The 14,927-nt window shown below is 35.9% G+C and carries 15 protein-coding genes; 9 read left to right on the forward strand and 6 right to left on the reverse strand.

The genetic code is table 11. The annotated features are described in order from the left end of the window. Positions 1 to 28: 28 nt before the first annotated feature. Together BN986_RS10265 and BN986_RS10270 are read left to right on the forward strand one after the other, a co-directional pair. Positions 29 to 1,255 carry a putative glycoside hydrolase gene (locus BN986_RS10265; RefSeq protein WP_040979696.1) on the forward strand — a complete coding sequence of 409 codons (1,227 nt, stop codon included), beginning with the start codon at positions 29 to 31 and terminating at the stop codon, positions 1,253 to 1,255. Positions 1,256 to 1,456: 201 nt separating this feature from the next. Continuing rightward, positions 1,457 to 2,059, forward strand: coding sequence for a GNAT family N-acetyltransferase (locus tag BN986_RS10270; protein ID WP_040979697.1), 603 nt, complete (start codon positions 1,457 to 1,459; stop codon positions 2,057 to 2,059). A 164-nt stretch (positions 2,060 to 2,223) separates the two neighbouring features. Here BN986_RS10270 and BN986_RS10275 read toward each other — a convergent pair whose 3' ends face one another. Together BN986_RS10275 and BN986_RS10280 are read right to left on the reverse strand one after the other, a co-directional pair. Continuing rightward, on the reverse strand, positions 2,224 to 3,591 hold the full coding sequence (locus BN986_RS10275) for an ammonium transporter (protein ID WP_040979698.1): 1,368 nt from the start codon (positions 3,589 to 3,591) through the stop codon (positions 2,224 to 2,226). 18 nt (positions 3,592 to 3,609) lie between these two features. Further along, the gene (locus BN986_RS10280) at positions 3,610 to 3,951 is read right to left on the reverse strand and encodes a P-II family nitrogen regulator (protein ID WP_040979699.1); all 342 of its coding nucleotides are present in this window, start codon (positions 3,949 to 3,951) and stop codon (positions 3,610 to 3,612) included. Between the two features lie 413 nt (positions 3,952 to 4,364). Here BN986_RS10280 and spxA point away from each other — a divergent pair, with 413 nt between their 5' ends. From spxA to pepF, 4 genes are all read left to right on the forward strand, one after another. Continuing rightward, positions 4,365 to 4,760 carry a transcriptional regulator SpxA gene (spxA, locus tag BN986_RS10285; protein WP_040979700.1) on the forward strand — a complete coding sequence of 132 codons (396 nt, stop codon included), beginning with the start codon at positions 4,365 to 4,367 and terminating at the stop codon, positions 4,758 to 4,760. 389 nt (positions 4,761 to 5,149) lie between these two features. Then, positions 5,150 to 5,842: an adaptor protein MecA gene (gene mecA, locus BN986_RS10290; protein ID WP_040979701.1), complete on the forward strand. Its 693-nt coding sequence runs from the start codon at positions 5,150 to 5,152 to the stop codon at positions 5,840 to 5,842. Between the two features lie 162 nt (positions 5,843 to 6,004). Further along, positions 6,005 to 7,180, forward strand: a complete 1,176-nt coding sequence (locus BN986_RS10295; protein ID WP_040979702.1) for a competence protein CoiA — start codon at positions 6,005 to 6,007, stop codon at positions 7,178 to 7,180. 121 nt (positions 7,181 to 7,301) lie between these two features. Next, positions 7,302 to 9,113 (forward strand): oligoendopeptidase F, encoded by a 1,812-nt coding sequence (gene pepF / locus BN986_RS10300; protein ID WP_040979703.1) that lies wholly within the window; start codon positions 7,302 to 7,304, stop codon positions 9,111 to 9,113. A gap of 64 nt (positions 9,114 to 9,177) precedes the next feature. On the opposite strand, the gene BN986_RS26140 is transcribed toward pepF, so the two are convergent. The 4 genes from BN986_RS26140 to BN986_RS10315 form a co-directional block, all read right to left on the reverse strand. Then, positions 9,178 to 9,357 (reverse strand): hypothetical protein, encoded by a 180-nt coding sequence (locus tag BN986_RS26140; RefSeq protein WP_074435650.1) that lies wholly within the window; start codon positions 9,355 to 9,357, stop codon positions 9,178 to 9,180. Between the two features lie 476 nt (positions 9,358 to 9,833). Beyond that, positions 9,834 to 10,697, reverse strand: coding sequence for a ClpXP adapter SpxH family protein (locus tag BN986_RS10305; RefSeq protein WP_040979704.1), 864 nt, complete (start codon positions 10,695 to 10,697; stop codon positions 9,834 to 9,836). Between the two features lie 15 nt (positions 10,698 to 10,712). Continuing rightward, positions 10,713 to 11,102 (reverse strand): globin domain-containing protein, encoded by a 390-nt coding sequence (locus BN986_RS10310; RefSeq protein WP_040979705.1) that lies wholly within the window; start codon positions 11,100 to 11,102, stop codon positions 10,713 to 10,715. Between the two features lie 132 nt (positions 11,103 to 11,234). Further along, on the reverse strand, positions 11,235 to 11,816 hold the full coding sequence (locus BN986_RS10315) for a CYTH domain-containing protein (RefSeq protein ID WP_040979706.1): 582 nt from the start codon (positions 11,814 to 11,816) through the stop codon (positions 11,235 to 11,237). Positions 11,817 to 12,479: 663 nt separating this feature from the next. On the opposite strand from BN986_RS10315, the gene yjbM reads away from it, so the two are divergent. From yjbM to BN986_RS10330, 3 genes are read left to right on the forward strand one after another with little or no spacing between them, the layout of a single operon-like run. After that, on the forward strand, positions 12,480 to 13,088 hold the full coding sequence (yjbM, locus tag BN986_RS10320; RefSeq protein WP_040979707.1) for a GTP diphosphokinase: 609 nt from the start codon (positions 12,480 to 12,482) through the stop codon (positions 13,086 to 13,088). A gap of 20 nt (positions 13,089 to 13,108) precedes the next feature. Continuing rightward, positions 13,109 to 13,912: an NAD kinase gene (locus BN986_RS10325; RefSeq protein WP_040979708.1), complete on the forward strand. Its 804-nt coding sequence runs from the start codon at positions 13,109 to 13,111 to the stop codon at positions 13,910 to 13,912. Continuing rightward, positions 13,913 to 14,815, forward strand: a complete 903-nt coding sequence (locus tag BN986_RS10330) for an RluA family pseudouridine synthase (protein WP_244444988.1) — start codon at positions 13,913 to 13,915, stop codon at positions 14,813 to 14,815. It abuts the gene before it with no gap. Positions 14,816 to 14,927: the final 112 nt, after the last annotated feature.

Genomic DNA, 14,927 nt, shown 5'->3' on the forward strand with positions numbered 1-14,927 from the left:
ATATATATACATATGGGAGATTGATTGGATGAGGAAATGGAAGAGCCTGGCGATGACTTTTGCTGTTGCTGGTGCAGCGTTTGTCGGACTAGGGCAAGCAGATAAAGTGTATGCAGAAGATAGCGCAGATGTAGCAGCAAATTCACATAAAGAGCGAACTACTAGTTTACAGGAAATAGATACCTCTCAGCGATTTAGCCGCTTTGTTGTTACATCTGATTATAATTTTACATATCCGGATGCAGTAAGAGGAATTTATGTAACGGGGAACTCTGCTGGTGGAGAAAAAATGGATAGCTTAATAGACTTTGTATCTTCAACTGATTTAAATTCAATGGTAATTGATGTAAAGGAGGATTATGGACATATCACTTTTGCTCCTGAAGAAGGCTCAGTGTATGAAGATATAGGAACAACCTTTATTTCTGATCCTGATGCGATGATGGAACGATTGGAACAGGAAGAAATTTATCCAATTGCACGTATCGTTGTTTTTAAAGATAATATCTTAGCTGAAGCCCGTCCTGATCTATCTTATACAGAAAACGGGGAAGTATGGAAGAATGGTGGGGGAGATGCTTTTGTCAATCCTTTTGAAAAAGAAGTTTGGGAATATAATGTAGAAATCGCTAAAATGGCAGCAGAAATGGGCTTTAAAGAAATTCAATTTGATTATGTCCGTTTCCCGGAAGGCTTTGAAACAAGAGATGAAGATTTGGAATATTCTATGGGAGATTATGCTGATTTGGATATGGATAATATTCAAAAACGTGTAGAAGCAGTGACTGATTTTGTGGCTTACGCCCGTGAAGAACTAAGCGATTATGATGTTGATGTATCCGTCGATATTTTTGGATACGCAGCAACGATTGAGGAAACACCTGGAATTGGTCAGAACTTCTCGAAAATCTCTGAGAACGTGGATATTATTTCATCGATGATTTATCCAAGCCATTGGGGTTCTTACTTCGGGCTTTCCAATCCGGATGAAGAACCATATGCGCTTGTCGATGAATATTCCCAAGTAGAAAATGAAGTGTTAGGTGATTTGGACGAATCACCAGTATCTCGCCCGTGGTTGCAGGATTTCAGTGCGCCGTGGTTATATAGTGGTCCTACTTTTGAATACGGCAAAGAAGAGGTTGAGGCGCAGATTAAAGCGTTATATGAAAATGGTATTGATGAATTCTTATTATGGAATGCTGGTAACACTTATACAGAAGGTGTAGATTATTTAATAGGTAAAGAAGAATAAAAACTAAAGGGGTTGTTGTGGAAGCAGGTATCTGGCTTGTGCAACAGCTCTGTTTACATTACTAAGGATTATGTAATGTTTTTCGTGTTCTTATTATTTCTGTAAATTCTCCCTGTTCGTTCCTTTTATTTAGCTATCATTTCACAATCAAAATGAAATCGGTTATAATAAAACGATAATAATCGAAAAGGAGCAACCTGAATGAATTGGTATGAAAAACTGAACGATTATTTTCCGGTAGAAGAGATGAAATCTAAACAGCATATGGAACTTTTACTGGCGGAAAAGGGCGATGTCTATTTTAAAGATGAGAGTCCGAAACATGTATTGATGTATGCGGAGTTTGATACATTTCTTTTTATTGATTATCTTTGGGTATCATCGAATACTCGGGGGCAAGGGATCGGTCACAAACTGATGGAAAAGCTGAAAGAAAAAAATAAAGCGATTATTTTGGAAGTGGAGCCGATTAATTATGACGATACGGATACAGAAAAAAGATTAAAATTTTATTCTCGTGAAGGTTTTCGTCATGCAAGATCCATTGGTTACAATCGCAAGTCATTGGCAACGGATGAAGAAACGCCTATGGAAATTTTATATTGGTCACCAAATGACGATTCCGAAGAAGTCATTTACAGTCAAATGAAAAAAATGTATGAAGATATTCATACATATAAAGACAAAGAAATATATGGAAAAAAATATCAGCCTTCTGATGAGGTATTGTATTATAATGAAGATAATAAAGCAGATAACCTTTTAGCAGGCGTGCAAAAAAAGAGAGAGCCAGATGAAATGTAAAATCAAAAAGACTGTAAAGGCGTGATAACCTCTACAGTCTTTTCTTATATGATAAGAAAATATAGGAATTTGGCGCAGAAGATTTTTGACGTAATAAACATTTTTAGGCACCAATTATACGTGTAAGCCAAATTTTCTTTTTTACAAAGTAAGTAAATGGATACTTATGGTTTGGTCGGACTTTCGGAAGGTGTATTTTGATTTAAACGATCTGCCAGACCAATCGGTGCTTTGGTGTTTGAAATTCCTTCCAAATAGCTGTCTTTAAAATGATACGCGCTGGTACCGTGCTCAGTAAAGTCCAGTCCGGCTTTTTCTTCTTCATTTGATACACGAATCGGAGAAAGTTTATTTAGGATGTATGTGAATCCTCCGACAGTGACAGCAACCCAAATAATTACTGCTGAAATACCAATTGCCTGAATTCCTAATTGACTCAAACCATGTCCATAAAAGAAGCCGCTGTCGATAGAAAAAAATCCGATAGCCAATGTACCCCAAATTCCGCAGGCGCCATGAACTGCCATAGCTCCGACAGGATCATCAATCCGCAATTTAGTGTCGATAAAGCGGATCGCTTCAACCAACAAGATGCCAGATACCAAACCTACGATAATAGATCCACCCAGTGAAATTTCTGCTGCTCCGGCAGTTATACCTACTAAACCACCTAATATACCGTTCATGGATAAAGAGGCATCCACTTTTTTAAATCGCAATTTGGTATAAAAAGTGGAAGATATTAAGGCGGCAGATGTTGATAATAAGGTTGTTCCAATTACATAAGGAACAAGAGAAGGGTCGGCTGAGAGTGTACTGCCGCCATTAAAACCAAACCACCCTAACCATAAAATAAATACGCCGAGTGCACCTAAAGGTAAATTATGCCCTGGAATAACATTTACTTTTTTACCATTATATTTTCCAAGTCTCGGTCCGAGAATGAGAACGACCATGAGTGCCCCGACTGCTCCGGTTAAATGGACGACGGTCGAACCGGCGAAGTCGCTGAAACCAAGAGTTGTCAACCAGCCATTACCCTGCCAAATCCAATGTCCGGCTACTGGATAAATAAATGTAGTCATGGCGACAACAATAAGTACATAGCTTCCTAATTTAATTCTTTCTGCCACGGCTCCTGACATAATGGTTGCGCATGTGGCAACAAACATAGCCTGAAATACAAAGAAGCCAATGTCATCTACTCCGTTTAAGAAAAAGCCGTCTCTTCCGATGATAGCTCCTGTGGAGGAACCAAACATAATTCCATAACCGGCTATAAAGAACAAAATAGCAGCGATGCAGATGGTTAAAAAGTTTTTCATTAAGATATTTAATGTATTTTTCGAGCGGGTAAAACCGGATTCCACCATAGCAAATCCAGCGTGCATGAAGAAAACCAAAATGGCTCCCAACATTAGCCATACAAGATTAATCGATGACTCCAGTGATTCTGTAGTTGGAGCTTGAGCAAATGCCGGCGTTGCGAAGAAAAATAATAAGATGGTTAACGTAAATGATTTCTTAAACATATGATTTCCTCCTGAGATTTAATAAATGGCTTTTGTTCCACTTTCTCCAGTTCTTATTCGTATAACCTGCTCAATTGGTGAAATGAAGATTTTCCCGTCTCCAATTTGGCCAGTTTTACAGGTGTCGATAATATGGCCGACAATGTCATCTAACCTTTCATCAGAAATAACCAACTCCACCTTTAATTTAGAAAGCAGGGTAACTTCAAATTCTGTAGATCGGTATATTCCAATCTTCCCTTTTTGTTTTCCGGTTCCGGCTGCTTCTGTCACGGTTAGTCCGTCAAACCCAATAGCTGACAGTTTTTCCCGTAAATCTTGAAACTTTTCCGGCCGGATAATTGCTTCCACCTTTTTCATTGAAATCCTCCTCTTTCATTTATGTTAGGAAACCTAACATTTGAAGTTATGTTAATTATCATAATGCTCTTTTTTGGAAATTGCAAGACTTTTCTAAGATGATATTCCATGAAACGCTTTCAGAAATCGATGTTTAAATATAGATAAATCGTGGAATATAAAAAAGTGAAATCTCATTATATTAATTGCACAGAAAAATTTTATTTTTTTAAGGTTTATTATCAATTGGAGAAGGGAATCTTAAAACTATGTGAGAAGCGGTAGAAAATTAAATAAATGTTTTTATCGCATCCCCCTACCTTTTATTAAATATTTGGTGTATAATAAGTACATACGGGTAGATTATACTTATTATTATTTAATAAAATCAGGTAGATGTTGAAAATATAAAATAGATTGAGGAGTGAAGTTTTATGGTAACACTTTATACCTCACCAAGCTGTACTTCATGTAGAAAAGCGAAAGCATGGCTGGAAGAGCATAATATTCCTTTTACAGAACGTAATATCTTTTCTGAACCGTTATCTCTTGATGAGATTAAAGAAATATTGCGTATGACGGAAGATGGAACAGATGAAATTATTTCTACAAGATCGAAGGTTTTTCAAAAATTGAATGTAAATATTGATCAGCTGCCGATGAAAGATTTATTTAATTTAATTCAGGATAATCCTGGTTTATTGCGTCGTCCAATTATCTTAGATGAAAAACGATTACAGGTTGGTTATAACGAAGATGAAATTCGCCGTTTCTTACCAAGGACAGTTAGAACATTCCAACTTCGTGAAGCGCAACGAATGGTTAATTAATAATAAAAAATTTGTAAAGGTGCAGATTATGTCTGCGCCTTTCTTTATGGCAGGAAATGCTAAAAAATGAATAAGCTCTGATAAATGACAAAACACTAGAAATACGTTAAAATTACTAACTAAATAAAATGCATAAATACACTCGTGTTTAGCGGAGAGTAATGAGAGGTTCTTATCTATTTCTTAATAAAATGAATGGAACTAGGCGTATTCATTTCTTGTAGATTGCATTTTTGCATATAATATGATAAATAAGATTCATGATTAATATTACACGGATTTGGGTACATCTATTATAAAGACAATGATTACATCCTGTGGGCTCAGACATTTGTGTAAGATAAACATGCAGGTGATGATTCTATCTTAATAAGAAGGGGGAGCTTACTGTGGAGATAGAAAGAATTAATGAAAATACGATTAAATTTTATATTTCTTATGTTGATATAGAGGAACTGGGCTTTGAAAAAGAAGAAATCTGGTATAATCGCGAAAGAAGTGAGCAATTGTTTTGGCAGATGATGGATGAAGTGAATTACCGTGAGGACTTCAATCCGGAAGGCCCGTTATGGATACAGGTTCAAGCAATGGAAAAAGGCCTTGAAATTATTGTTACAAAAGCAAAAGTCTCTAAGAACGGTGAACATCTGGAGCTGGAAACAGATGATGGAAATATTGATTTGCCGGTGGATGATCAGCTTGAAAATATTTTAGATGAGAAGTTTGGAGATAATAAGCAGGATGACGAAGGGGAAAAGAAAGACGAACTAATGGAAGAAAATTTATGGATTATCGTTGAATTTGATGAATTTGAAAACCTTATTCAGTTGAGCCATCAATTAAATAATGTAGATGATTATGGAGAAGAAACGTTATATTCTTATAAAGGCAACTACTATTTATATATGGAATTCTCTTACGATGTATTAGATGAACATCGCCAAGAAGATGTGATTAGTCAAGTATTGGAATACGCCTCCGATTCTTCCATTTCTATTCATTTACTCGAAGAATACGGGAAGAAAATTATGGAAAATAACACGTTTGAGCAGGTGCGCGAATATTTTCCAAAAGATGTTTAATATAAAACCTACAAGAAATCTTGCGTACGATTTGTTGTAGGTTTTTTGTATGCAATTCTTTTTGGCTCGACACAAAGATCTATGGTTGATATTATTCAATAAATTATTGCAGGAAAAAAAGAATTGCTGTCGAAATAAATATAGTATGGAGGTGAGATAAAATTGCAACGAGCAAAAAATAAAACTGGAGATATGATTTTGTTATTTCGACATTCACAAGATGAACTACTAGGTTGGAAACAGAGCAAAGAAATATTTTATTGTCCGATTTGTAAAGAAAGAGTGATTATACGGTCAGGGGAAAGAGTTATACCACATTTTGCACATTTGCCACATACAGAATGCTTACTTTCGGGAGGAGGGGAAGGAGTTTATCATGAAAAAGGAAAGTTACAATTATTTAAATGGTTATCCCATTTTAATATGAAAACAGAATTAGAAGTATATTTTCCTGAAATTTCTCAACGGGCTGATATTTTTGTCCAAATTGAAGAGAAAAAAATAGCCATTGAATTTCAGTGCGCCAGAGTATCACAGGAAGAAATTTTAAGCCGTATGCAAGGCTATAAATCAATAGGAATGGAATCAATTTGGATTTTAGGAGCAAAATTTTTAAAGCAAAAAGGATCGTATACGTTTCAAACGAATTATTTTTTAGACACCTTTATTCGTTCTTCTCCACAAAAGGATTACCCACAGCTATTCTTTTATGACCCATTTATATCAGAAATGGCTATTCTTCACCATTTATATCCGCTTCAAACTTCGAAGGCTTTCGCCAAGCAACTTGTTTATCCTCTTTATCATCTACATTTTAAGCATCTTTTTCAAAAAGAAAAAATTCCTGGTTCTTTTTCGGAGATTTGGGTAAAAGAAGTACATCGTCTTCGTACAAAAGTGGAAGAATCTTACGGAACAATATATAAACTGCGCAGGTGGTTATATAATAATGGTTATTTATTTCAACATCTACCAAGTATTTGCTTTTTGCCGATACCCTATCACGCTGCTGTTACTATTCCTTTTTATAAATGGCAAGCAGAATTATATGTCTCTTGTTTAGCGAATTTAAAAACAGGCGATAGAATAAATATTACAGAAATAAAGAAAATACTTTATTCCTTTTATAGCAAAGATACCTTTGATTTTTCCGAGTCCTTGCATATTTATCTGCAATTGCTCCATCGATCTGGATATATTGAAATGCAATCCGGTTCGATTCTTCGGACGAACCAAAAAATGATTTCCTATTCTTCACAGGAAAAAGCGCTTCAAGGAGATCAGTTATTTTTTCATTCTTTTTTTACGGAAAAAAAAGCAAAATACGAGCATGATTAGCCCTTATTTCGTTATACTAAATAAGAAGAATAAAAACAGTATAACTTTAATAAATTTACATCGGAAGAGCTTTTGAAAATAGAAAGTACTGTTGATTTGTAAAAAGGGAGGCAATAAACGTATGTCAAAAGCAACAAAGCAATTACCAAAACGAGATGAAATACCTGAAGAATTAACTTGGCGATTAGAGGATATTTTTGAAACGGATGATAAGTGGAAAGAAGAATTTCAGAGCTTGAAAAAAGATATTTCAAAATTATCAGCGTACAAAGGAAAATTGGGTACTTCTTCTAACGCTTTATTAGAAGCATTGCAGTTGCAGGATGAGTTATCTGAGCGTCTTAGTAAACTGTATGTGTATGGTCATTTGCGGACGGATCAAGATACGACAAATTCCTTTTACCAAGGTTTAAATGCACAAGCGGAAAACCTGTTGACAGCTGCATCCAGTCAATTTAGCTTTCTTGTACCGGAAATTTTAGAAATACCAGAAGAACAGCTCAAACAGTTTATTGAAGAAAATAAAGAGCTTCAGGTTTATAAAAAAGTTCTGGATGATATTAATCATAGTCGTCCGCATATTTTAAGTGAAAAGGAAGAAGTATTACTTGCCGAAGCGGATGAACCTATTGGAGCCATTTCCCAAACATTCAGTATGCTGAATAATGCGGATTTAACTTTTCCTTCTATCACGAATGCGGATGGTGAAGAAGTAGAGCTGACACATGGCAGATACTCTACCTTTATGGAATCATCAGACCGAAAAGTGCGTGAACAAGCTTTTAATGCAATGTATGACACGTATGGTTCATTCAAAAATACATTTGCTTCCACATTAAGTGGAGAAGTAAAATCACATAATTTTAATGCGAAAGTCCGTAATTATGAGAGTGCCCGGCAAGCTGCTCTTGATAATAATCATATTCCTGAAGAAGTATATGATAATCTGGTTGAAGCAGTGAATGAAAAATTACCTTTATTACACCGCTATGCAAAACTAAGAAAGAAAATTCTTGGTGTAGATGAGCTGCATATGTATGATTTATATACACCGCTGGTAAAAGATGTGAAGATGCCTGTAACATATGAAGAAGCTAAAAAATATGTATTAGAAGGTTTAAAACCTTTAGGTGAAGATTATGCCGGCATTTTAGATGAAGCTTTCAATGAACGTTGGATTGATGTGGAAGAAAACAAAGGGAAAAGAAGCGGCGCATATTCATCAGGAACATATGGTACTAATCCATATATTCTTTTGAACTGGCAGGATGATGTAAATAATACATTCACGCTGGCTCATGAGCTCGGGCACTCTGTGCACAGCTATTATTCGAGAAAATATCAGCCGTTCCGTTACGGTAACTATTCTATCTTTGTCGCCGAGGTTGCTTCAACAACTAATGAAGCTTTATTAAATGACTACTTATTAGAGCACCTTGATGATGAAAAAGAAAAGCTTTATATTTTAAATCATTTCTTAGAAGGCTTCCGTGGGACTGTATTCCGTCAAACGATGTTTGCTGAGTTCGAGCATGATATTCATCAATTAGCTCAAAACGGAGAAGCATTAACTGCAGATAAACTGACAGAAGTGTATTATAATTTAAATAAAAAATACTATGGTGAAGATGTGGTAAGTGATGAAAAGATTGGTTTAGAGTGGGCGCGCATTCCTCATTTTTACATGAATTATTATGTATATCAATATGCTACTGGCTATTCTGCAGCAACTGCATTATCTAAACAGATTTTAGATGGAGAAGAAGGAGCGGTAGATCGCTATTTAGGATTTTTGAAATCAGGAAGCAGTGAAGATCCGATTGATGTGTTGAAAAAAGCTGGGGTAGATATGACACAGAAACAAGCCATTTTAGATGCGTTGGATGTTTTTGAAGAAAAATTAACAGAGATGGAAGAGCTGTTGGATAAATAAAGTGAAGAGAAAAACGACTAGGTAGTTAGCTACTTAGTCGTTTTTTGATATGATGAGGGATGCTTTAGCGCCGATAGCTTTTTGTTTTCTGATAAGCAATAGAAGAAAGCATGCAATAAATAGATGCGAGTAATAAAGGAAGAGTTATATAGACCGGTACCATGTTCATAAAGCCTAATAAATTAAAGAAAAAGGCGAGAATAACTAGTAGTATGAACAAGAGAGGAAAGTAATTACGCCGCATATAGAATCCTCCTTTTAACGATTGACACGTTTTCTAATACTGCATTATATGTCCGAGTTGTTCACCTTAGAAGTGAAAATGTGATTAAATTAACCAGAAGTGAATTTTTTGTGAAAAGATGAACATAATTATTGAAAACTGGAAAAGAACTTGCTAGAATATAATTGTAAGTTGATTACAAACAAATACCCCTTTTGTTTGATCATGAAACTTTCTCCCATCCCCCCTTTGTAATTATACAAAGACGGAAAAAAGATACACGCTGCCCCGTGTATCTTTTTTTATACAATTGAAAATATAAACAACGAAGGGATGTAGGAAATTTCCATGATGTTTCTTATTTCTCTATTGAAATGCCGGCATCCGTAGGCCTTGTACAGGAAAAGCAAAAAAATGAGTTCCTGTATTTTTGCTGACGAAAAAGCCTGATTCAGCATCAAAGATAATCTGAATCAGGCTTTATTAGGAGCGGTTAGTTAGATCGTACCAAGGTATCTCCAATAGGATTCATTTTTTTCAGGTACTCTTTCAACAATTTGCTGAAACTGCAGTTTTTTAAGTTCTTTTTCTGTTCTGTCAATGGACCAATCATAGATAACAGACAATTCTTTTGTCCCTACTGTCTGCTGCAACTGTAAATAATCAATTAAAGGTGGTTTTACAGATGGAATTGGGGTACGCTGTAAAATTTCTTTTAACACAAATTCATAAATATCATATGGATGAAGTCCAGAAAGCTTCACGCCTTCGTCTTCTACTTGCTGGTTAAATAAAACAATAGTAGGTGTATAATCTACATCCATTTCACAAGCAAGTCTTAAATCACATTGCAGCGCACGTTTGGACGTATCAGAGAATAGGTCTTTTTGAAACTCTTCCACATCTAAAGCTGCCTCTGATGCACAATCCAATAAAATATCCTCATTGCAGATGTTCTGTTTATCAAAAAATAAAGTCTCTTGAATTTTACGGATAAAGTGTTTGCCTGCTTTTTTACCCTGTAACTCAGCAGCTTTTATTGCTAAAGCAGGAACCCAAGGATAGTCAAGATCTTCGTAGTTGGTTGGAAAACAAGTTGAGCCTGCTTTTTTCCTTTGTTTGCTTTTATTTACACCATTTGGATTTAAAGCTGCCAGCTGTCCGCTGATTACATGTTTTATCGTAAAAAATCGGCCGTATTCAACGTATAACTTTTTTAGATAAGGCTCCAAAGCCCAGCATTCAGAACATAATGGATCAATAAAAACATACATTTCAATCGGTTTTTGGACGTATTTCATGTAGTTAAAAGAAGAATCTATTTGATTAGAAGATGATAGTTCTTGTTGATTCCCATTCATTTCGAATGCTCCTTTCTAAGATTCTGGGGTATTCATCATATGATTTGCGGTCATTGTCATTCGCTCAATCATTTCTGTATAGTAAGGTTCTTCTACTTGATTTTCTATTAATGCTCGTTTCATACAAGCTAACCACTGATCTCTCGCATTTGGTGTTATTGGAAAGGGAAGATGCCTTCTTCTTAACATAGGGTGTCCACGCTCAGCTTCATACAGTCTTGGGCCACCAAAAAACTGTGTGAGAAATAGCGTTTGTTTATGCATTGTCTCTGTTAAATCATCTGGAAATAGCGGTATTAAGACAGGATTTTCTTTGACATATCCGTAGAAGGTTTCGACAATCCCCTCTATTTTTTCATAACCGCCAATTCCGTCATAAACTGTTTTTATATTATTCTGTTCCATATCAATTGCTCCTTGTACTAGTATTGTAGCAATATAGGTTTACTTCATCAAATAATCTGTACCGTAACAGAAGCACGATGTCCTGTTTGTCATAATACTGAGGGGGGTTACTAATTTGTATATAACCAATACTTATAAGGATTGGTTCTGTTTTTGATTGAAAAAACGTGCTATTTTAGCAGGCGTTTCTCGGAAAGGAATTTGATAGTTTGCTAGTAAATTTTTAAAAACTTTTTCTCCATGTTCTTTGGAAGTTGCTTCCAATTCTATTTCAGCATCCTCGGTATTTAAATAAAGGCTTTTATCTAAAACAATTAATGTATTCTGATAAGGGAGTTCTTTTCGGAAAGTAGTCATCTTTCCAAAATAAATAAGTGATGATACGTCAATCGACATTTGCTTCAATTGTTTTGTTACATTTGGAGCTTCTGTTGGAATACCAGAAGTCCAAGACAAAAATTCTTTCTCTGTCAGGTTGTCATGCGTCTCTAATAACCCGTCTGGATGTGGCTCTTTTAATGTTAAAGTATATGTTTCGTCCTTTTTTCGTATTCGTAATGCAGAGTGGTTTTCTTTTAAACCAAAGGATGACGTTTCGAAATAATAATTTGTCTGCTCTATTGTCGCTGCCTGAGAAAAAAGATCTTCGGCTAATTGATGATATTCCTGAGTGTTTAATAAATTTTTAAATTCAATTTCGACTTCTTGGCTCATTCTCAAATCTCCAGTTCTAAATAAAATTAGATTAACTCTATTATGGCTTGTATGAAGGAGCATTGCAAAAAATAACTATACGACGATAACTTAGCAGAAAAAACAGATATTTTTCTGCGTTTTATCACGGAGAACCGCCCGTAAAACTCCCGCCACAAAATAAAGAGCGAAAATAAATTTATTTAGGCGGGAGATAACGGGCGCTAATTCCCTGAATCACTTAGGCTAATTCAGTGGGAGAATGAAGGAAGCAGACTAAGTTCGCGACGTCCTGGGACTAGGGATGGGACTGGGACTGGGACTGCGATTACTCGTCCCATCGAAGAGCTTTTGCGATTACTCGTCCCATCGTAAAGAGTTGTGCGTCGAAAAACTCCCACTGAATGAAGTTTCGTTTTATAACTAATTTTTACACACCTTTATACTGGGACAAATAACTACAGTCCTGGATGACTCAGGTAAGATGAGCAAACATATTACGAAGGAAACCACATTTCAAGAAAAAAGGTGTATTTATAAGAACCTTAGAAGTCAGCACATCCTTGATCTGTTAATAACAAGCTTTGCCAAGTTTGCTTGAAAAGTCTCTCTTTCCTTTGTACTAATGCTACTCTGTGATAAAATAAAAATAATAATATTAGTTTACATATAGGGTGATGTTCGATGGACTGGGGAAAAACGTTAGCGCCATATAAACAGGCAGTGGAAGAGTTAAAAGTGAAATTAAAAGGGATTCGTTCTGAATATGAGAGAGAATCCAGCAATTCACCAATTGAATTTGTCACAGGAAGAGTAAAACCAATACCTAGCATAATAGAAAAGGCGCGTGAACGACAAATTCCTCTTGAGAATTTAGATAAATTACAGGATATAGCAGGAATAAGAGTCGTTTGTCAATTTGTTGATGATATTTATCCCATCGTCGAAATGCTCAGGAAGCGCAACGATTTTCAAATTATTGAAGAGAAAGACTACGTTTTTCATAAAAAAGATAGTGGTTATAGATCTTATCATATGATTATTGAATACCCAGTAGAAACAGTGACAGGAAGAATTATTGTCTTAGCTGAATTTCAAATACGTACACTTGCGATGAATTTTTGGGCAACCAATGAACATTCTTTAAATTATAAGTATGAAGGAAATTTACCTTCAGAAGTTAAGCTACGTTTACAAAAAGCTGCTGAGGCTGCATTTAAACTAGATGAAGAAATGTCCAAAATCAGAAGCGAAATCCATGAAGCTCAACGTGTTTTTCATCGTAAATCATAGATAAAGGATGGGAAAATGTAATGAAGTTTAAAATTGTTTCTAGAGGAGACAAGCGATCAAATAAAATAAAAAGCATGATGCGGCAATATTTAGAGTCTTTTGGGCTGGAGTATCATAAAGAAACGCCTGATTTGGTCATTTCAGTTGGCGGCGACGGAACCTTTTTAGAAGCTTTCCATCGTTATAATCATCGTTTAAAGGAAACAGCTTTTATCGGTATTCATACTGGACACTTAGGATTCTATACGGATTGGACACAGGAAGAAGTGGAGAAACTCTTAATTGAGATTGCAAAAACACCATACCAAACGGTGGAGTATCCATTAATGGAAGTAATCATCCGGGATGAATTAGGTAAAAAAGAAGACAGACACCTCGCTTTAAATGAAGCAATGATTAAGACAGCAGATGGTTCATCTGTTGTCTTGGATGTGGAATTGAAGGGGGAGCATTTTGAAACATTCCGCGGGGATGGGATCTGTATATCCACCCCTTCTGGCAGTACAGCTTATAATAAAGCGTTGGGAGGAGCGATTATTCATCCTTCTTTAGAGGCCATTCAGATAACTGAGAATGCATCGATCAATAATCGTGTTTTTCGTACGATTGGATCGCCATTAGTTTTACCGAAGCATCATACATGCTTCCTGAAACCGATGGTCGATAATTCCTTCTTAATTCAAATTGATCATTTTACGAAAAATTATCATGAAGTCAAATCAATTCAATGTCGGGTAGCAAATGAAAAAATCCGATTTGCGCGTTTTAGACAATTCCCTTTCTGGCACCGTGTGAGAGATTCCTTTGTTACCGAGGTGGATTAAGTGACTGGAAGCATACAAAAAAGCTGGGTGATTGATAATACAGGCTCCCAGCTAACGATTAAGGAATTCCTGCAAAAAAAGCAGGGCTTTTCAAGAAGATTACTGACTGCTATGAAAAAAGAGGGCGGGAAATTTTTAATCAATGAAAGAGATCGTTATATTACAGAATCACTAAAGTTGGATGACAAATTAACTGTGATTTTTCCGGATGAAGCTGCAGGCAGTATCGAAGCCACAGAGATGGATCTATCCATTGTTTATGAAGATGAGGATCATTTGTTATTAAATAAACCAGCTGGTCAGGCCTGTCTGCCAGGGATGAATGATCGTCATTATTCATTAGCAAATGGAATTCAAAATTATTATAATGCATCAGGACATCCAGCAACAGTGCACATTGTAACAAGATTAGACAAGGATACGTCTGGTCTTGTTTTAGTTGCAAAAAATCGCTATGCTCATGCATTGCTATCAGAAGCACAGAAAAAGAATCAAATTCACCGCAATTATGTAGCAATGATTACAGGCGAAATTACTCCTGCTATTGGAACAATACAGGCACCAATTGCTCGTAAGCAAACCTCCATCATTGAACGTGAAGTAAATTGGGAGAAGGGTAAGAAAGCCATTACGCATTATAAGATTCAATCTATACTTTCAGAAGCTTCTTTACTGCATATCCAATTGGAAACGGGAAGAACGCATCAAATTCGGGTGCATTTCAGTCATCTTGGCCATCCGCTTCTTGGTGATGATTTGTATGGGGGTAGAACGGATGTCATACAGCGTCAAGCACTTCATTGTCGAGCAATTGAATGGACGCATCCTTTTGAACATAAAAAAATGAGGTTTGAATGTGAACTTCCGTTGGATATGGCTGCGTGTATAGAAAAACTTAACTAAACTTAGAATTTAGCGAATCCGTAATTTTTTTTATTCTATTGTGTCGTGAAAAAGATTATTTATCACGGAGAATCGTCCGTAAAACTCCCGCCTCCAAATAAAGAGCGAAAAT

Source organism: Oceanobacillus jeddahensis, from assembly GCF_000750635.1.
Lineage (GTDB): Bacteria > Bacillota > Bacilli > Bacillales > Amphibacillaceae > Oceanobacillus > Oceanobacillus jeddahense.